The following is a 20,002-nucleotide window of genomic DNA, read 5'->3' on the forward strand; positions in this document are numbered from 1 at the left end:
ACTCCTTAAATGGCGGCAGCCAGTCGGGTGCCTTGGTTGATGGCGCGTTTCGCATCCAGTTCGGCGGCCACGTCGGCGCCGCCGATCAGGTGTACCTTGCAGCCCGCGTCGAGCAGGCCTTGCTGCAGTTCGCGCAGCGGCTCCTGGCCGGCGCAAACAATCACATTATCCACCGGCAGCACGTGCTGCTGGCCTTCGATGGTGACGTGCAGGCCTGCATCGTCGATGCGGTCATAGCTGACGCCCGACTGCATGTTGACGCGCTTGGCTTTCAGGCCGGTGCGGTGGATCCAGCCGGTGGTCTTGCCCAGGCCATCGCCAACCTTGCTGGTCTTGCGCTGCAGCAGGTGAACCTTGCGCGGCGAGGCTTCCACTTCCGGCGCGCGAAGCCCGCCGCGATCCTTGTAGCCATTGTCGATGCCCCACTCGGCGTAAAACTTTTCCGGCACCAGGCTGGCGCTCTTGCCTTCGTGGGTCAGGTATTCGGACACGTCGAAGCCAATGCCGCCCGCGCCGATCACCGCCACGTTCTTGCCGACCGGGGCGCCATCGCGCAGCACCTGCAGGTAGCCCAGGGCCTTCGGATGGTCGATGCCGTCGATGGCCGGTGTGCGCGGGGTGACGCCGGTTGCCAGCACCACGTCATCGAAGCCGCCCGCAGCCAGGCCGACCGCGTCGACACGGGTATTCAGGTGCAGCTTGACGCCGGTCAGCTCGATCTGGCGGCCGAAATAGCGCAGGGTTTCGTTGAATTCTTCCTTGCCCGGCACCTTCTTCGCCACGTTGAACTGGCCGCCGATTTCGCTGCCGGCGTCGAACAGGGTTACGTCATGGCCGCGAGAGGCTGCGGTGGTGGCGAAGCTCAGGCCCGCTGGGCCGGCGCCGACCACGGCGATGCGCTTGGCCTGCTGCGCAGGAGCAATCACCAGCTCGGCTTCGTGGCAGGCGCGCGGATTCACCAGGCAGGAAGTGATCTTGCCGGAGAAGGTGTGGTCCAGGCAAGCCTGGTTGCAGCCGATGCAGGTGTTGATTTCGTCGCCGCGGTCTTCGCGCGCTTTCTGCATGAAGAAGGCGTCGGCCAGGAATGGGCGTGCCATCGACACCATGTTCGCCGCGCCATCGGCCAGGATGCCCTCGGCCACTTCCGGCGTGTTGATGCGGTTGGTGGCGACCAGCGGGATGCCGACCTTGCCCATCAGGTTCTTCGTGACCCAGGCGAAACCGGCGCGCGGCACCTTGGTGGCGATGGTCGGAATGCGCGCTTCATGCCAGCCGATGCCGGTGTTGAGGATGGTGGCGCCGGCCTGTTCGACCGCCTGCGCCAGCTGCACCACTTCGTCCAGGGTGGAACCGCCTTCCACGAGGTCCAGCATGGACAGGCGGTAGATGATGATGAAGTCCTTGCCCACGCGCTCGCGCACGCGGCGAACGATTTCGACCGGGAAGCGCATGCGGTTTTCGTAGCTGCCGCCCCATTCGTCGGTACGCTGGTTGGTGCGGGCGGCGATGAATTCGTTGATCAGGTAGCCCTCGGAACCCATGATTTCGACGCCGTCGTAGCCGGCTTCGCGCGCCAACACGGCGCATTGGGCGTAGTCCTCGATGGTCGCCGCCACTTCTTCGGTGGAGAGTTCGTGCGGGGTGAACTGGTTGATCGGCGCCTTGATCGCGCTCGGGCCCACCAGTTTCGGATGGTAGGCGTAACGGCCGAAGTGCAGGATCTGCATGGCGATCTTGCCACCTTCCGCGTGCACGGCGGCGGTCACCTTGCGGTGCTGCGCCACTTCCTCGGTGGTGGTCAGCTTGGCGCCGGCCTTCCACGGACGTCCCGCCTCGTTCGGGGCAATGCCGCCGGTCACGATCAGGCCCACTTCGCCGCGTGCGCGCTCGGCGTAGAAGGCGGCCATGCGTTCAAAGCCATCGACTTCCTCTTCCAGGCCGACGTGCATGGAACCCATGATCACGCGGTTTTTCAGGGTGGTGAAGCCCAGGTCGAGCGGGGCGAGCAGGTGTGGGTAGCGGTTCATTGGCGTCCTCATTTATGCAACTGGTTGCATAAATATAGCCCGGTTACCGCGTCTCTGCAACTAGTTGCAAAGACAATGTGGCTTGTCCGCCTCGCGCTGCTGAGGCAAGATGGTGGCATCTTTTTCATTGTTTCCTGCCATGTCTTTGCCTCACGCGCTGTTGACCTCCCTGTCCGAGCGAGCCGGTTCCGGCTCGGAACTGGCCCGGCGCTTTGATAAATCGATCGGATTCTTCTGGGCTGCCACCCACCAGCAGATTTACCGCGAACTGGCACGCCTGGAGCAAGCCGGCTGGATCGAGTCCCTGCCCGCCGAAACGGGCCGGGGACGCAAGCGCGCCTATCGCGTACTGCCGGCCGGGACTGCCGAGCTGCGGCGCTGGGTTGCCGAGGCCGAAGATCCCCGCCCCCAGCGCGACGCCCTGATGGTGCGCATCCGCGCCGAGGCGGCGATCGGTCCGGCAGGGCTGGCGGACGAAATGCGGCGCCACCTGGCGTTGCACGAAGCGAAACTGGCCCTCTACAAGAGTTTCGAGCAGCGGGACTTCGCCAGTGAATCCGACTCGCGCGAACGAAAGCTGCAATACGTGCTGCTGAAGGGCGGTATCGCGCAGGAGGAGCTGGCCATCAATATGGCGCGCGAGGCCTTGCGTATCCTGGAAAGCTGACCTGGATCATTTCGCCGGGGAGGCAGGACGTCTACCATCCGGGCATGGATACCGACTACAAAGACCTCACTCAGGACATATCGGCCAACCTGGCGCAGCTACGCAAGACCCCGCCGGAAGTAATGAAAGGCTTCAGCGACATGGGCAAGGCTGCCATGGCGGGCGGTGCGCTTGATCCCAAGACCAAGGAGCTGATCGCGTTGGCGGTTGGCGTTGCCGCGCGCTGCGACGGCTGCATCGGATTCCACACCAAGGCTTTGGCCCGCTTGGGCGCTACCGTCCAGGAGGTTCACGAAGCACTGGGCGTGGCGATCTATATGGGCGGCGGCCCGGTGGCCATGTATGCGGCAAATGCCGTAGCGGCCTACCAGGAGTTTTCGGAACTACAAAAAGTGTAGGCAGTGTTATGCTCCAGTCAAGGGATTGCCTGGAGATGAAATGCGTCGTCGCGCCGTGCTGGGTTTTGCGCTGTCTGGCCTGCTGCCGGCCTGGGTAGCTGCGCAAGCTTTTCCGGTGATGAACGTCTCCACCCTGGTGGGTGACGACCCTGCCGCCACCATTTCCGAACTGGTGCTGCGCGAAGCCTACCGGCGCATTGGCCGCACGCTGGTCGTGCACCAGTTGCCCGGCGAGCGCTCGCTGGTATACGCCAATGACGGCAAGATGGATGGCGAGCTTTATCGCAAGCTCGGCCTGGACCGCGACTATCCCAACCTCGTCATCGTTCCCGTCCCCCTGCTCACCTTCGAGCTGGTGATCTTTTCGCGCGGTACTTCATTCGTGGTCAACGGGTGGGAGAGCCTGCGCCCCTATACGCTGGGCTTTGTGCGCGGGAACAAGATCGCGCAGGAGAACACCAGGGGCATGAAGGTTGAGCAGGTGCCGACCATGCACCAGGCTTTCGAAAAGCTGATGATGGGGCGCACGGACCTGGTGCTGGGTCATCGCGCGTCGGGCATGGCCGTGGTGCGAAGCCAGAAGCTGGAAGGCATTACCGTGCTGGAGCCGCCGCTGTCTTCCTTTCCGGTCTATCACTACGTGAACAGGAAGCACGAGGCGCTGGTGCCGGAGCTGACGCGCGTGCTGAGGCAAATGCAGGCCGATCGGACCATCGAGCGCATCCAGAAGTCCATACCGGGCAGCTGAGCAGTAATACCACTCGGCGAGTAGCCGAATGCTGGTATTCATCGTTTAACAGAATGTCTCATTTGAGACATCTCCCTTTTCATTCTCAAACAGCCATTTTTTGAGCCCTCGCAGGGCACATGCATTTTTGCAACTGGTCTTATATTGGCAGCACTAATTAAAACCACTTGACTACCAATTGTCCCAATCCCATCCTAGCCCGACAACCACAACCGAAGGAGGGGGAGCATGGAACAAAGGGTTTCAAGAAGTTTTCTGGTCGCCGGTTTGACGAGCAGCCTGCTGGCAGCTTGCGGTGGCGGTAGCGACACCGGCCAGGCCTCACAACAGCCGCGCACGCTCGCAACGTCCACCGTGGCGGAAACGTGTCCGGCGTGGAGCAGCAGCGCGGTCTACACTGCGGGCATGTGCGTGACCTACAACGGCACGGTGTACAAAGCCAAGTGGTGGACGCAAAACAATGTGCCGGGTGCAGAACAGTACGGGCCTTGGGAAGCGCAGGCGACTACGCCAACGCCTACTCCAACCCCGACACCAACGCCGGATTGTCCTGCGTGGAGCGCCAGCGCGGTCTATACCGGTGGCATGTGCGTCACCTATAACGGCTCGGTCTACAAGGCGAAATGGTGGACGCAGAATAATGTGCCGGGCACCGATCCGAACGGGCCTTGGGAGTTCCAGTCGACCACGCCGACTCCGACTCCGACTCCGACGCCAACCCCAACGCCTACGCCTACCCCGACACCTACTCCAACGCCGACGCCGACACCAACGCCAACTCCGACACCGACACCGACACCTACGCCGACTCCAACCGGCCGCGAGATCGGTTCCTACTTCGCCCAGTGGGGCGTGTACGGCCGCGATTACGAAGTAGCGGACATCCACACCACGAAGACGCCGGTCAATGGCGTGCAGACCAGCGTGGCCGACCAGCTCACCTTCATCAACTACGCCTTCGGCAATGTGTATCAGAAGAACGGCGGCTACGAGTGCGATATGGTGACGAAGGCCGAAGTGGGCAACGACAACCCAACTTCGCCGGATGCCGGCACCGGCGGCGATTCCTATGCCGACTACCAGCGCCAGCCGAAACGCACCGTCAACGGCCAGTCCGTGCCGTGGGACGCACCGCTTTCCGGCAACTTCCTGCAGCTGAAACTGCTCAAGCAGCAGCACCCGAACCTGAAAGTCTTCATCTCGCTGGGCGGATGGTCATGGTCGAAGTTCTTCTCGGCCGCAGCCAAGACCGACGCACTGCGCAAGCAGCTCGCCAAGTCCTGCGTGAAGATGTTCATCGCCGGCGACCTGCCGATCCAGGATGGGCGCGGTGGACCGGGCGCGGCCAAGGGCGTGTTCGACGGCATCGACATCGACTGGGAATACCCGGGCGGCGGCGGCCAGCCGTACAACACCTACGACGCGGTCAACGACAAGCATAACTTCACGCTGCTGATGGCGGAATTCCGAGCGCAGCTTGACGCGCAGGGCGCCACCGACGGCAAACGCTATGCGCTGACCGCAGCGATTGGCGCCGGCGTCGACAAGATCGCCAACACCGAACCTGGCCAATACGCACAGTACATGGACTGGGTGAACGTGATGACCTACGACTTCCACGGCGCGTGGGAATCGAGCACCAACTTCCATTCTCCGCTGTACCACGACCCGGCCGATCCGGCGACCGGCAACCTGGCCAAGTACAACGCCAACGATGCCCTCGCCACGCTGACCGCAGCCGGTATGCCGAAGAACAAGATCCTGCTCGGGATTCCGTTCTATGGGCGCGGCTGGAAGGGCGTCACGGCAGGGCCGAATGCCAATGGCCTGTACCAGGCTGCCAGCGGTGGTGCTGGCGGCACCTACGAGGGCGGCATCGATGACTACAAGGTCTTGCGCAACAAGACCGGCCAGCGCTGGTACCACCCGGTGACCAAGCAGTTGTACCTGTACACCAGCACCGGCGAATGGTGGAGCTATGACGATCCAACCGTGATCGGCACCAAGATGCAATACGTCCGCGACCAGGGTCTGCGCGGGGCCTTCTCGTGGGAGCTGGACGGCGATGCGAGTGGTGCGCTGACCAGCGAAGTCTGGAAGGGACGTTAATCGTCCATCCCTTGCCGGCGGTGCGCCCAGCGCCGCCGGCTTTTCCCTTTTTGGAGACGCTTATGAAACGTCGTGCGACGGTGCATTCCCTTGGCATCAGCGACGAATGGCGGCGCTGGATTGCCGAAAACCTGATGCTGGGCCATTCTCCTGCGACGCTGGCGGGCATTCTCGGCCAGTCCGGCATTCCTCCCCAACTCGCGCAAGCCGAAATCACGGCTGCGATGAACAGTCCGTACCTGCACGGTGTACAGCGCCTGCATAACCGGCTGGCCAAGCGCGACTGGCTGCTCGGCATCCAGGCGCGCCTGAACCGCATGGCGCCGCAGGAAGTGCCGCGCCGCGAACGCCTGTCGACCGAGGTTTTCCTGCACGAGCACTACCTGTGCAACCGGCCTGTGATCATCACCGGCATGCTGGACGACTGGCCAGCGCGCGGCAAGTGGACACTGGACTGGTTGGCCGCGCAGTTCGGCGAACGGGAAGTCGAAGTGCAGTTCGGCCGCAATGCCGATGCCGACTACGAAATGAACAGCATCGCGCACAAGCGCCATATGCCGTTCGGCGAGTACGTGGAACGGGTGCGCAGCAGCGGCAGCACCAACGACTTCTACATGACGGCCAATAACGACGGCCGCAACCGGCAGGCCCTGGACGAGCTGTGGCAGGACATGCCGCTGCTGCCGGAATACCTGGATGGCGAACGCAAAGGATTCTTCTGGCTTGGGCCGGCGGGGACCATCACGCCGTTCCATCACGACCTCACCAACAATTTCATGATCCAGGTGATGGGTCGCAAGCGCGTGCGGCTGATCGCGCCTTGCGAAACACCGAGGCTGCAGAACCAGCGCCATTGCTTTACTCCGGTCGATGGCCGCGACATCGACCTGCAGCGCTTCCCGTCGATGGCCGGCGTTCCGGTCCTCGACGTTGAGCTGGCGCCTGGCGAAATCCTGTTCCTGCCGGTCGGCTGGTGGCACTTCGTCCAGGGGCTCGATATCTCACTCACGATCTCGGCGACGCACTTCCGCTGGGATAACGATTTCTACAGCAGTTATCCGCATAACCACGATTTCTAATAACGGAGACAGCATGAATATTCGACCGAATTACCTGATGCTGGCGCTGGTCGGCAGCGCCATTGCCGGTTGCGGCGGCGGAACCGATAGCGGCCAAGCCCCGCAGCCGGCCCGCACACTTGCGACGGCTGCGGTTTCTGAGTCCTGCCCAGCCTGGAGTGCCAGCGCGGTATACACCGCAGGCATGTGCGTGACCTACAACGGCACCGTGTACAAGGCGAAGTGGTGGACACAAAATAATGTCCCTGGCGCCGAGCAGTACGGGCCGTGGGAAGTGCAGGCGACTACGCCAACCCCGACTCCAACCCCTACGCCAACACCAACGCCGACTCCAACGCCGGATTGCCCTGCATGGAGCGCGAGCGCGGTCTATACCGCCGGTATGTGTGCGACTTATAACGGCGCCGTCTACAAGGCAAAGTGGTGGACGCAGAATAATGTACCGGGCACGGAAGTGAACGGCCCGTGGGAGCTGCAGACGTCCACGCCAACGCCGACGCCGACGCCGACTCCTACCCCTACGCCAACTCCTACACCTACGCCAACTCCCACCCCGACACCGACTCCGACCCCTACGCCCACTCCAACGCCAGTGGCATGCCGCCCTGACGGCTTGACCTCGCCAGTGCCGAACGTCCCATACTGCAGCGTTTACGACGCCAACGGCCGCGAAAAACTGGCAAACGGCCTGAATCGCCGCATCGTCGGCTACTTCACCAGTTGGCGCACCGGCGCTAACGGCCAGCCGTCCTACCTGGTCAACGACATCCCGTGGCAAAACATCACCCACGTGAACTACGCCTTCGCCAGCGTCGGAACGGACAACAAGGTGCAGATCGGCAGCGGTGCGAGCAGCCCCGAGACCGGCATCACCTGGCCGAACATCCCCGCTGCGGCGATGGACCCGTCCCTCCCATACAAAGGCCACTTCAACCTGCTCGCGCAGTACAAGAAGAAGTACCCCGGCGTGAAGATCATGCTGTCGGTCGGCGGCTGGGCAGGCAGCGGCGGCTTCTACACCGCCACCACCAACTCGGACGGCAGCATCAACACGGCAGGTATCAACACCCTGGCCGATTCGATGGTCGCCTTCTTGCGCCAGTACACCTTCTTTGACGGGATGGACATCGATTACGAGCACCCGACCACCAATAACGAAGCAGGCAACCCGCTCGACTTCCCAATCTCCAAGCCAAGGCTGGCAGGCCTGATGAAGAGCTACAACGTGCTGCTGAAAACCGTGCGTGAGAAGCTCGATGCAGCAGCGGCGGCGGACAACAAGTACTACATGCTGACGATCGCCGGTTCCGCATCCGGGTGGGTGCTGCGCGGCGAGGAGAACCTGTCCGGCCTGAAGTACCTCGATTACGCCAGCCTGATGAGCTATGACCTGCACGGCGGATGGAACCAGTATGTCGGTCCCAACGCTCCGCTGTTCGACGACGGCAACGACGGCGAGCTGAAAGCCGGCAATGCCTACCAGTACGGCGGCATCGGCTACCTGAACGTCGACTGGGCCTACCGCTACTACCGTGGCGCACTGCAGGCGGGCCGCATCAATATCGGCGTGCCGTACTACACGCGCGGCTGGAAGGAAGTCAGCGGCGGCAACAACGGCTTGTGGGGCACCAGCCCGGTGGTCACCGACACCGTCGCCTGCGCCGGCGTGAAAACTTGCGGCAAAGGCGCAACCGGCATCGACAACGTCTGGCATGACCTGGACACCAATGGCAAGCCCGTACCTGGCGGCGGCAACCCGCTATGGCATGCGCTCAACCTGCAAAACGCCATTGTGCCGTCCTACCTCGATGCCTACGGCGTGACCGAGAAGACCATCACCGGCACCTACAGCCCGCAATACAGCGCGACGCTGGCTGCGCCGTGGCTGTGGAACGCAACACGCCAGGTCTTCATTTCCACCGAAACGGCGCAATCCATCGCTGCCAAGACCAGCTACGTCGTGAACAACGGCATCGGCGGCATCATGATCTGGGAGCTGGCCGGCGACTACGCATGGAACGCAGCGCGCAACGGTGGCGCGGGCGAATACTTCATGGGTTACACGCTCACGAACAACATCGCTGCTGCCTTCCGAAGCGCCGCTCCTTATGGCGCAACGCGCGCCGAAACGGCCATGCCGACCAGCAGCGCGAAGGTCAGCATCTCTCTTGGCGGCTGGAAGCTGGGCGACAGCAACTACCCGATCAATCCTGTGATGACGGTGACGAACAACACCGCCACCACGATTCCGGGCGGTTCGGTAGTGGAGTTCGATTATCCGGTATCGGCGCCGGCCAATATGAGCGACCAGTCAGGTTACGGGCTGACCGTCATCAAGGCAGGCTACACCGGGCCAAATAATATCGGCGGCTTCAAGGCCAACTTCAACCGCGCCAAGTTCACGATACCTTCCTGGCAGTCGCTGGCGCCGGGTGCATCGGTCTCGCTGACGCTGAACTACACCTTGCCGATCAGCGGGCCTTCCGCGTACACGATCACGGTGAACGGCGTTCGCTATGCGCTGAGCGAAGAGTATCCGGACCTGCCGGTGGCACTCCAATGAGCGAGGGAACCTGACATGAGAACTCTCACTTACGCGGCACTTGCCGCGGCGCTGTCGCTCTCCGCCTGCGGGGGGGGTGGCAGCGCCGACACCCCGGCCGCTGCGCGCACGCTGGCGCAGGGCGTAGTGGCCAGCGCCACCGCTTCCTGCCCGGCGTGGAGCGCCAGCCAGGTGTACACGGCGGGCATGTGCGCCATTTACCAAAGCAAGCAATTCGAAGCGAAGTGGTGGACACAGGGGAATGCACCAAGCCAGGCTGACACCTGGGGCCCATGGAAATACATCGGGGAGGCGACCGATCCACCCACCGACCCTGGCGACCCGCCGACGCAGCCAGGCGGCGTACCGACCAAGGCGCAGGCCGAAGCGCGCGAGCAGGCGCTGACTGACAATGACTTCTTCCGCAGCGTCAAGGCGTCGATCCGGACACTCGACAACGCAGCGGTGGAAGCGGTGACGCCTGGATTGGCCAGCAACCCGGCCAATGTGAAGCGCGTTGAACGTTTGCTGTCGTCGGCGAAGTGGGACTACTACTTCTCCTTGCGTGAAGCGAGCTATGAGTACCGGCGCTTCCTGCAGGCGGTGGCAAAGTTCCCGGCGGTGTGCGGCGACTATACCGACGGTCGCAATGCCGACAGCATCTGCCGCCATTCGCTGGCGACCATGTTCGCCCACTTTGCGCAGGAGACCGGCGAGCACAATGCCAGCCTGCCCCTGCCGCAGTGGCGGCAGGGCCTGAAATACTTGCGCGAGTTGGGCTGCACTGAAGATGGTCCAGGCTGCGGCTACAACACTGAATGTGCGGATCCGGTCTTCAACACGGTCTGGACTTGCGGGAAGAACGCCGATGGCAGCTACAAGAAGTACTTCGGACGCGGCGCCAAGCAGCTCTCGTACAACTATAACTACGGGCCGTTCTCGCAGGTGATGTTCAACGGCGACCAGTCGGTGCTGCTGAAAAATCCGGACCAGGTAGCGTCGACCTGGCTGAATCTTGCCTCTGCCACGTTCTTCTTCGTCTACCCGCAACCGCCCAAGCCATCGATGCTGCATGTGATCGACGGAAGCTGGGTTCCCAACGCCAGCGACATTTCCGCCGGCGCGGGGAACAACTTCGCCACCACGATCATGATCATCAATGCGGAATGCGGTACCGGCAGCGAAAAGCCGGCGGCGCAGAACCGCATTGATTATTACCGGCAGTTCGCGGCGGATCTTGGCTGGAATGTGGCGGGCGAGCAGCTATCGTGCGCGACGATGCAGCGTTTTGGCCCGTCCAGTTCCGCCGCCTACAACATCTATTGGGAGAAGAACTGGAACAGCGGCGGCGATTACCAGTGCCAGTTGGTGAACTACCAGACGCCTTACAACGCCCTTATCGCCGGCAATTACGTGAAGTGCGTTGAGCGCAACTGGAATGTCACGCTCAACTAAGGTGCATCAGCGTTGCGCAGCAGGGCCGACCGTGCCGAGGGCTTCCGCCATTCGTACCATTTTCACGAATTCGGCGCGATAGCCTTCGCGGTCGGCGCCGCGTGCGCCTTCCGCCAGCCTGGCGATATCGCCGTAGCTGAAGTCGGCCACCTGCTGCTCCCCACGCAGGCGCTGGGCGAAAGCTGCAACGGCGACGGCAAAGCGCTGGTCGTCCGGCGCAGCGTCGAGAGAATCGCGTGCGCTGCCGGCACGCACCGCATGCTCGACCTGCTTGCTGGCGGACTGGCCGGGCAGCTTGTAGCGCACCGTCACAAAGCACAGCTCATCGGATTTGCCTGATTCCGTGGCTTTCTTTTTGCCCGGCTGCTCGTAACGCAGCGGATCAACCAGCTTGCCTGCGTTGGCGGCTGGCGTGATTTCGTAGATGGCGGTGACGGTGTGGCCGGCGCCCATGTCGCCGGCGTCGACCTTGTCATCCTTGAAGTCCTGCCGGTTCAGCATGCGGGTCTCATAGCCGACCAGGCGATAAGCCGCGACTTGCGACGGGTTGAATTCGACTTGCACCTTCACGTCGTTCGCGATCGGGAACATGGTCGAACCCAGCTCCTGCGCCAGCGCCTTGCGTGCTTCCAGCAGGGTGTCGATGTAGGCGGCATTGCCGTTGCCGGACTGTGTCAGGCGCTGGATCAGGGCGTCGTTCAGGTTGCCCAGGCCAACACCGAATACCGACAGGTAGACGCCGGACTTGCGCTTGTCGACGATGAATTTCTCAAGCTGCCTGGGATCGGTGATGCCGATATTGAAGTCGCCATCGGTGGCCAGGATCACGCGGTTCACGGCCTTAGGGTCGAAGTTGCGCTCGGCCTGGGCGTAGGCGCGTTGCAGGCCATCGCCGCCGGCGGTGCCGCCCGACGCGTGCAGGTTGTTGATCACATCGATGATCTTCTGCTTGTCCTTGCCGCTGGTTGGCTCGAGGGCGACGGCGGTGCCGTTGGCATAGGTGACGATGGAGACCATATCGTCATCGCGCAACTGCTCTGCGAACAGGCGGAAGCCTTGCTGCAACAGCGGCAGTCGGTCACGTGGCCCCATCGAGCCGGAAATGTCCACCAGCAGCACAACGTTGGCGCGCGGGCGGGCGGCGGCCTTGATGTCATAACCTTTGAGCGCGATGTGGACAAGCTGGTTTCCCTGCTGCCATGGGCTCGGCATCACCTCCGTCGTAACTGCAAACGGCTGGCTGGCATTGGTGGGAGTAGCGTAGTTGTAGGGGAAGTAGTTGACCATTTCCTCGACGCGCACGGCTTGCTGCGGCGGCACGCGGCCGTCGGACAGCATACGGCGGACGAAGGCGTAGGAGGCAGTGTCGACATCCACGCTGAAGGTGGACACAGGCTGTTCGCTCACCAGCACGGACTTGTTGCCGTCCTTGTCGGGGAATTTGTCTGCCGATTGCGGCATGGGCGCGATGTGCGGCATTGGCGCTGGCACACCAGGAGAGTAAGCCAACACCGGGGCGGGCTTCACCGAGCCTCGCAGATCGGCCTTTGCCGCTGGCGCGACGGGTGCTGGCGGTACGGCGGCCGGCACTGGTGCCGGCATTGCAGCTTCGGCGACATGCTGCGGCGCCTGGGTCGGCTGCGGCGTACTGCAGGCAGCAAGCGTGAGCATGCCTGCTGCCAAGACCGGCGCAAAGGGTATGGTCTTCTTCATGGTGGACGTCCTTTTGGAATTGTTGTCCTGCTAACATCCCAAAAAGGAGCGTCTTGCGCAACCAAGGTTACATTTTGTAGCCAACGCGGGCGTCACGCCAAGCCCAGCGATTTGCGCAGGCTGGCATCAACCGGGCCAGCCGGCATGAAGCGGCGCAATTTGCTCAACAGCGAGGCTTGTCCTGCTGGCGTGCGGCGCATACGCCACGTCCCGAGCGCCGCTTCCACTATCGTGTTCGCGACACTATCGGGGCCGGGAGCGCTGTTGATGCTGTTGACGACGGAGCGGGCCGCAGTATCGCGCTCATGGTCATAATCGCCGATCCGCAGGGCGGCCTGGGGCGAGTTGGCGTCCAGGTTGGTCTTCGTGTACGAGGGCTGGACGAGGGTGACGCGGATACCGAACTGGCGCACCTCATGGTCCAAGGTTTCGGACAGGCCTTCGACCGCGTGCTTCGAGGCCGAATACAGTCCCATGTACGGTGCCGGCAGGAAGCCAAGCACGGAGCTGACATTCACGATCCGGCCACGGCGCTGCTTGCGCATATGCGGAAGCACCGCACGTACCATGCGCAGCACGCCGAACACATTGGTGTCGAACAGGGCGGCGGCCTCGGTGACCGATGTTTCTTCCACCGCGCCGACCATATTCATGCCTGCGTTGTTGACCAGGATATCAATGCGGCCCGCGCGCTCGATGACCGCCTGGACGCCAAGTTCCACGGACGCGTCATCGCGGATATCGATTTCAAGCAGTTCAACGCCCGACAGGGGCGACGTTTTGGCGATGCTGCGCACGGTGCCAAAGACGCGGCATCCCTGATCGGCAAACTTCTCCGCTGCGGTGCGCCCGATGCCGGACGAGACTCCGGTAATCAATACAATCGGCGAATCCTTCATGCTTTTTCTCCAGGGGGTTCAGAAGCGATAAGCCAGCGAGACAGCGAAGATATCGCTCGCCAGCTTGTAGTTGCCATGCAAGGTGCTGCCGGTCGGCGAACGCATGGCGACAGCCGCATCGTCGAGGAACAGGTGGGTGTAGCTGGCGCTCCATTCGACGCTCTGGCTGGCACGCCAGGTGGCGCCGAGGGATAGCCACTTGCGATCGACGTCCGGCACTCGGACGTCGCGGGAAGCGGCACGGACCGGCGTCTGGTCGTAAGCCACGCCTGCGCGCAGGGTCAGGTCCGGATTGAGCGTGTATTCGGCGCCCAGCGCGCCGAACAGGGTGTTGCGATAGTCGAAGGAGATCGCCTGCGTTGCCTGCGGCGAGTCGAAGTCCAGCACGACGTCCTTGAACCTGCTCCATTTGGTTCGGTGCACGTCGGCCATGACGGACCAGCGTTCGTTGAGCTGGTGCGTCACACTGACTGTCCAGGACGAAGGCATGCGCAGTTCGGTCGAGGCGTTGGTGTCAGTGAACCAGCCGGGGCGCGTGGCCGCGAGTATCGCCTTAGGCCCTTGCGGCACGTCAAACGTGATCGATGCATCGCTCAGCTTATGGTTGACGCCGGAGCGGTAGGCTGCACCGATGTGGGTTTGCCTGGTCGGGCTATACAGCAGGCCGAGCGTGAAGCCGAAGGCATTGTCGCTTCCATCGAGTGCGATGCGCCCGTCGGCACTGGTGGGAGCGTAGCCGGGCACGCGTGCGGCAGCCATGATCGCGCCGAAGTCGAGCGCGGACGTCAACGTCGCTTGCGCGCGCTCGAAGAAAAGCGAACCGCCAAGCGACAGCTGCTCGTTCAGGTCATACGACAGGGCGAGGCCGAGGTTGACCGCTTTCAGTTCGGTCTTCTGCCCCTGGTAACGGCCCTTCCATTGCGCGTCGTAGTCGGTGGTGAAGCCGAACGGCGCCGTCAGCGACAGGCCGAGGTGGGCGCGCTCGCCCAATGGCGTGTGGAAGTACATGGCTGGAATCGGCTTGGTCGCTCCCGCGTTGCCGCCATTACCGCCCGATAGAGGCCGGCCGAGCGCATCCTCGCCGTCGCCGTTGAACTTGACCGAGTAGTCGACCGTGGTCAGGTCGGCCTGGAAAACCCTGCCATCCAGGCCGCGCATCGCGGCGGGATTCTCTGCGATGGCCGATGCGTCCCCCGGGGCACTGATCGAGCCTGCGGTTGCCCGGCCCTGTGCCTTTGCGCTTTTCTCCTTGAGTTCAAATGCGGCGCCGTGGCTCTGGCCCGCCAGCAGCATGCCTGCTGCCGCAGCCAGCAGGGACTTCGAATACTTATGCTTCGACATCAACTTCTCCTCTTTTATGAATTCAACTACCGGTCATCAGTTGCGGTCCCGCCGCTTCGCCCGCGTGCACCGCTGGCTGCGTGTCGCCGGGCCGGATCTTGAACCAGATCGAGTACATCGCAGGCAGGAACACCAGGGTCAGGACGGTGCCGGCAAGGGTGCCGCCGATCAGCGTGTAGGCCAGCGTGCCCCAGAACACCGAGTGCGTCAGCGGCATGAAGGCGAAGATCGCCGCCAGCGCTGTCAGGATCACCGGGCGCGCGCGTTGCACGGTCGCTTCGACCACCGCTTTGAACGGATCCATGCCTGCTTCCTTGTTATGGTGGATCTGGCCGATCAGGATCAGGGTGTTGCGCATCAGGATGCCGGAGAGGGCGATCAGGCCGACCAGGGCATTGATGCCGAAAGGCTGCCGGAACAGGATCAGGGTCGGCACCACGCCGATCAGGCCCAGGGGACTGGTCAGGAACACCATCACCATTGCCGAAATCGAACGCACCTGGAAGATGATGATCAGCAGGGTGATCGCCAGCATGATCGGGAACAGCGGCAGCATGGCCTTGGTCGCCTTGCCCGATTCCTCGATGGAGCCTGCTTCCTCGATGGCATAACCAGTCGGCAGCTTGGCGATCAGCGGCTGCAGTTGCTTGGTGATGGCTGCCGAAACGTCCGGCGGCTGCAGGTTGTCGGCGATGTCGCCGCGCACGGTGATGGTCGGCATGCGGTCGCGGCGGCGTTCGATGGGTTCTTCCATCCGCACTTCGATCTTGCCCACTTGCGACAGCGGGATGCGCTGTCCGTTGGCGCCGGCCAGCGTAAAGTCGCCGATCCGGGCTGGATCGAGGCGGATGTCGCCAGCAGCGCGCGCCACCACCTGTACGGTGCGGATATCTTCACGCACGGCAGTCACCGGTACGCCGTTCAGCAGGAACTGCAGTTGCTGCGCCACCGCGTTGGAGGACAGGCCTACTGCCTGCAGCCGGTCTTGCTGCAACGTGAAATGCAGCGTTGGCGCACGGGTGCCCCAGTCGGCATTCACGGTCCGCATCATCGGGCTGTTCTCCATGAGCTGGCGCACGTCCGCCGCAATGCTGCGCAGCTTTTCCGGGGGACCGCTGACGCGGTAGGCAACCGGGAATGGCGAATACGGGCCAAAGACAAGCTGGGTGACGCGTACGCGCGCTTCGGATGCCAGGCCGCCGCCGACAGCTTCGCGCAAGCGCTGTTTCAACGCATCCCGCTCTTCCTGGCTGTCGGTGCGGACCACGATCTTGGCAAACGACGGATCGGGCAATTCCGGTCCCATGGCCAGGTAGAAACGCGGCGCGCCCTGGCCGATGTAGGCCGTGACGATCTTTGCTTCCTTTTGTCCGGCCAGCCATGCTTCAACCTTCGCGGTAGCAGCGCTGGTCTGGTTGATCGACGTGCCATAAGGCATTTGCACCTCGACCAGTACTTCCGGGCGGTCCGAGATCGGGAAGAACTGCTTTTTGACTACCGCCATGCCCAATACCGACAGCATGAACAGGCCCACGACCGAGCCGGCCACCAGCCACTTGCGGGCGATGACGCGCCCCAGCAGCTCGCGGAAGCGGTTATAGCGCGGGGTGTCGTAGATGGCTTCGTGGCCACCCTCGACCTTTTTGAAATCGGGCAGCAGCTTGACGCCCATATACGGGGTGAATACCACCGCCACCACCCAGGACGCGATCAGGGCGATGCCGACAATCCAGAACATATTGCTGGTGTATTCACCGGCGCTCGAACGGGCAAAACCGTTCGGCATGAAGCCGACGGCCGTCACCAGGGTACCGGACAGCATCGGTGCGGCCGTATGGCTCCAGGCGTAGGCCGACGCGGCGATGCGGTCGTAGCCTTCTTCCATCTTCACCACCATCATTTCGATGGCGATAATGGCGTCGTCCACCAGCAGGCCCAATGCCAGGATCAGCGAACCCAGGGTAATGCGGTCGAAGTTCTTGCCGGTTGCCGCCATGACGATAAAGACCATGGCCAGCGTCAACGGAACGGCAGCGGCAACCACCACGCCGACGCGCCAGCCCATGCTGATGAAGCTCACCAGCATCACCACCACTAGGGCGGCGAAGAACTTGAGCATGAATTCGTCGACCGAGGAGCTGATGTTGACTGCCTGGTCGGTCACCTTGGCCAGGCTCATGCCCAGCGGCAGGCTGGCGTTGATGGCGCCCACTTCGCTGTCCAGCGACTTGCCCAGGTCCAGGCCGTTCCAGCCATCGCGCATGACAATGCCCAGCAGGAGCGCAGGCTCGCCGCCATTGCGGATCATGAAGGTGGATGGGTCCTCATAGCCGCGTTCAACCTTGGCGATGTCGGACAGCTTCAGCGTGCGGCCCTGGGCCACCACCGGTGTCTCGCGGATTTTCTGCAGCGTGTCGAAAGCGCCGTCCAGGCGGATGAACACTTGCGGGCCCTTGGTTTCCACGGAGCCGGCAGCGGCCAATGCGTTCTGGCTGTTCAGCGCGGCGAATACTTCCTGCGGGCCGATGCCGAGCGTCGCCAGGCGTTCATGGGAGAACTCGATATAGATGCGTTCCTGCTGCTCGCCGACGATGTTGACCTTCTTCACCCCCGGCACGTGCAACAGGCGCTGGCGCAGAGATTCGGCGTCGCGCACCAGCAAGCGCTGTTGCTCGCCCTTGGCCTTCAGCGCATACAGGGCAAAGGTGACGTCGGCGTATTCGTCATTGACCATGGGTCCGATCACGCCAGGCGGCAGGTTGCCGATCTCGTCGCCGACCTTCTTGCGCGCCTGGTAGAACTCTTCCTTCACTTCCGAGGGCGGGGTGCTGTCGAGCAGGGTCAGGGTGGTGAAAGCCAGGCCGGGCCGGGTATAGGTCTCGCTGCGGTCGTACCAGCGCAGTTCCTGCAAGCGCTTTTCAATCTTTTCCGCTACCTGGTCCTGCATTTCCTGCGCGGTGGCGCCGGGCCAGGCGGTGACGATGGTCATCACCTTGACCGTGAACGCCGGGTCTTCGGCGCGGCCCAGTTTGAAGAACGAGATCACCCCTGCCAGCGAGATCAGGCAAATCAGGAACAGGGTGATGGAGCGCTCGCGTACCGCGAGGGCCGACAGGTTGAAGCGGCTCGGTTTCACGGACGGGCTCCTTCAGTTGGGGCGCCGGCGCCCTGGGCATCCACCCGCACGTTGGCGCCTTCGCGCAGCAGGTGCGCGCCGAGCGCGACGATCCGATCGCCTTGCTTGACCTGGCCGTCGATGCTGGCGCGGTCGTCTTCGAGTCGCTGCACCGAGACGGGACGCCAGGAGACCTTGGCCGGGTTGCCGTCGATGATCCAGACCCCTGGCCCCTTGCCTGCGTCGAACAGGGCGCCGATCGGCACCTGCAACCCGCCCTGGGCGGCCGGCTGGCCGTCGGCCACCTGGATGGTTACCGTGCTGCCCAAGGGAGCGTTGGCCAGTTCGCCTTCCAGCACATAGCGTGCTTCGAAGGTACGGGTGAGCCGGTCCGCTGCATCCGACAACTGCCGCAGCTTGGCGGGAACGCGCACGCCATCCTTGCCAAACAGGGTTGCCTGGGCGGCGGAACCAACGGCAGGGCGCACCGTCTCCGGCAGCTGGATCACCGCTTCGCGGCGGCCGGCATGGGCCAGGCGGACTACGACCTGGCCGGCATTGACCACCTGGCCGGGTTCGGCCAGCGTTTCCGTGACGACGCCGTCGCCATCCGCCACCAGCTCGGTATAGCGGCTGGCGTTCAGGGCGACGTCGGCCTGGGCCTCGGCTGCGCTGAGCTGGGCGCGGGCGGCATCAGCGGCGGCCTTGGCCTGGTCGTAGGCGGAAGCGGAAACTGCACCGCTTGGGCGCAGGTCGCGGTAGCGGGCTTCATCGTCGGACGCCTGTTTTGCCCTGGCGCGGGCGGCGGCGACGGCTTCCTGTTGAGCATGGGCTGCGAGTTTCAGGTCGACCGGGTCAATGCGCATCAACGGCTGGCCGCGCTTGACGGTCTGGCCGACGTCGACCAGGCGCTCCAGCACCTTGCCGGGAACGCGGAAGCCGAGGTCGCTCTGCACCCGTGCGGCGACAACGCCGGTGTAGGAGCGGGAAAGGGGGGCTACCCCCTGTACGACCGCGGCGCGCACCAGCGGCGCCTCGGTACGGGGATCGGTTGGATGTTTTTCGCCGCAAGCCACCACCGCAAACGGCAGCACGGCAGCGAAGACTGCGGATGGAGTTGAGCGAAGCAGGCGCATGAAAGTCCCATGGATAAAGTGATCGGGACTTTCATTATGGTTCTGGTGACTAATTTAGTCAATGGTCACAAACTATTTTTTTATGGCGACAGGCTCCTGAGCACCAGGCTGGACAGATGCGCCGGGGCATCTTCCGTGTAATCAAAGCTATGTTGCAGCAGCAGTGGGTTGAGGTAAGGGCGCATCACCAGGTAGATCGCCATCACCGTCTCATCCAAGGGAGTCTTGCGCTCGAAGTCGCCCGACTGGCGGCCCTCCTGCAACACCTCGCGCAGCAGCTTCTGGATGCGCACCTCATAGTCAAGCACGACCTGCCAGCGATCCGTTGCTGCTGTCGCTGCAATTTCGTAAAGCTTGCGTTCATTGAACAGCAGGCGAAGGCTGGCTTCAGTAAAGGCCTTGAACATACGGCGCAACTTTTCAGGCGAAGAACTGGCTTCGGCAATTGCCGCGCTGACCTCGGTTTCGATCTGCTGCATGCAATTGGCGCAGATCACTTCACCGATGGCCTGCTTCGACTCGAAGAACTTGTAGATATACGCTTTTGAGAAGCCGATCGACTTGGCCAGGTCGGACACGGTGGTCTTCGCATAGCCGTAGTGGCTGAAATGTTCAACGGCTGCGGCAACGATCTGGTTGCGCACTTCATGATCGGCCGGGCCCCGGGCCGGGGCTGGAGAGGTGAGTGGATTTTTCATGCGCTCAAGTTTAAGCCAAACAGAAAGATTGGACAACTTGTGACCATTTGGTATTATGGTCACCATGAACTCATG

The 20,002-nt window shown here is 62.9% G+C and carries 14 protein-coding genes; 7 read left to right on the forward strand and 7 right to left on the reverse strand.

All coding sequences use genetic code 11. The features are described from left to right. Window positions 1–5: 5 nt before the first annotated feature. On the reverse strand, window positions 6–2,027 hold the full coding sequence (locus tag ACN9M3_RS01430; RefSeq protein WP_426320072.1) for an FAD-dependent oxidoreductase: 2,022 nt from the start codon (window positions 2,025–2,027) through the stop codon (window positions 6–8). Window positions 2,028–2,166: 139 nt separating this feature from the next. Between ACN9M3_RS01430 and ACN9M3_RS01435 the strand changes: the two genes are divergently transcribed. The 7 genes from ACN9M3_RS01435 (at window position 2,167) to ACN9M3_RS01465 (ending at window position 11,025) form a co-directional block, all read left to right on the forward strand. Continuing rightward, window positions 2,167–2,694 carry a PadR family transcriptional regulator gene (locus tag ACN9M3_RS01435; RefSeq protein ID WP_426166857.1) on the forward strand — a complete coding sequence of 176 codons (528 nt, stop codon included), beginning with the start codon at window positions 2,167–2,169 and terminating at the stop codon, window positions 2,692–2,694. A gap of 44 nt (window positions 2,695–2,738) precedes the next feature. Further along, window positions 2,739–3,092: a carboxymuconolactone decarboxylase family protein gene (locus ACN9M3_RS01440; protein ID WP_426166859.1), complete on the forward strand. Its 354-nt coding sequence runs from the start codon at window positions 2,739–2,741 to the stop codon at window positions 3,090–3,092. Between the two features lie 40 nt (window positions 3,093–3,132). Further along, window positions 3,133–3,840: a substrate-binding periplasmic protein gene (locus ACN9M3_RS01445; RefSeq protein ID WP_426166861.1), complete on the forward strand. Its 708-nt coding sequence runs from the start codon at window positions 3,133–3,135 to the stop codon at window positions 3,838–3,840. Between the two features lie 228 nt (window positions 3,841–4,068). After that, window positions 4,069–5,949 carry a glycosyl hydrolase family 18 protein gene (locus ACN9M3_RS01450; RefSeq protein ID WP_426166863.1) on the forward strand — a complete coding sequence of 627 codons (1,881 nt, stop codon included), beginning with the start codon at window positions 4,069–4,071 and terminating at the stop codon, window positions 5,947–5,949. Window positions 5,950–6,011: 62 nt separating this feature from the next. Then, window positions 6,012–7,028: a cupin-like domain-containing protein gene (locus tag ACN9M3_RS01455; protein WP_426320075.1), complete on the forward strand. Its 1,017-nt coding sequence runs from the start codon at window positions 6,012–6,014 to the stop codon at window positions 7,026–7,028. Between the two features lie 13 nt (window positions 7,029–7,041). Further along, the gene (locus ACN9M3_RS01460) at window positions 7,042–9,591 is read left to right on the forward strand and encodes a chitinase C-terminal domain-containing protein (protein WP_426320077.1); all 2,550 of its coding nucleotides are present in this window, start codon (window positions 7,042–7,044) and stop codon (window positions 9,589–9,591) included. A 15-nt stretch (window positions 9,592–9,606) separates the two neighbouring features. Continuing rightward, window positions 9,607–11,025, forward strand: coding sequence for a glycoside hydrolase family 19 protein (locus ACN9M3_RS01465; RefSeq protein ID WP_426320079.1), 1,419 nt, complete (start codon window positions 9,607–9,609; stop codon window positions 11,023–11,025). A gap of 6 nt (window positions 11,026–11,031) precedes the next feature. Here the strand turns inward: ACN9M3_RS01465 and ACN9M3_RS01470 are convergent, their stop codons facing one another. The 6 genes from ACN9M3_RS01470 to ACN9M3_RS01495 form a co-directional block, all read right to left on the reverse strand. Continuing rightward, a complete protein-coding gene (locus tag ACN9M3_RS01470; RefSeq protein ID WP_426320081.1) occupies window positions 11,032–12,738 on the reverse strand; it encodes a vWA domain-containing protein in 1,707 nt (568 codons plus the stop codon). Between the two features lie 92 nt (window positions 12,739–12,830). Then, a complete protein-coding gene (locus ACN9M3_RS01475) occupies window positions 12,831–13,637 on the reverse strand; it encodes an oxidoreductase (protein ID WP_426166873.1) in 807 nt (268 codons plus the stop codon). Between the two features lie 18 nt (window positions 13,638–13,655). Then, window positions 13,656–14,978, reverse strand: coding sequence for an OmpP1/FadL family transporter (locus tag ACN9M3_RS01480; RefSeq protein WP_426320083.1), 1,323 nt, complete (start codon window positions 14,976–14,978; stop codon window positions 13,656–13,658). Between the two features lie 22 nt (window positions 14,979–15,000). Next, on the reverse strand, window positions 15,001–18,114 hold the full coding sequence (locus ACN9M3_RS01485) for an efflux RND transporter permease subunit (protein WP_426320085.1): 3,114 nt from the start codon (window positions 18,112–18,114) through the stop codon (window positions 15,001–15,003). Continuing rightward, window positions 18,111–19,229, reverse strand: coding sequence for an efflux RND transporter periplasmic adaptor subunit (locus ACN9M3_RS01490; protein WP_426320087.1), 1,119 nt, complete (start codon window positions 19,227–19,229; stop codon window positions 18,111–18,113). The genes ACN9M3_RS01485 and ACN9M3_RS01490 overlap by 4 nt, the downstream gene beginning before the upstream one ends. A gap of 80 nt (window positions 19,230–19,309) precedes the next feature. Beyond that, window positions 19,310–19,927, reverse strand: a complete 618-nt coding sequence (locus ACN9M3_RS01495) for a TetR/AcrR family transcriptional regulator (protein WP_426320089.1) — start codon at window positions 19,925–19,927, stop codon at window positions 19,310–19,312. Window positions 19,928–20,002 lie beyond the last annotated feature (75 nt).

Origin of the sequence: Pseudoduganella sp. R-43 (assembly GCF_049913255.1) — a bacterium.
Classification (GTDB): domain Bacteria; phylum Pseudomonadota; class Gammaproteobacteria; order Burkholderiales; family Burkholderiaceae_D; genus Rugamonas.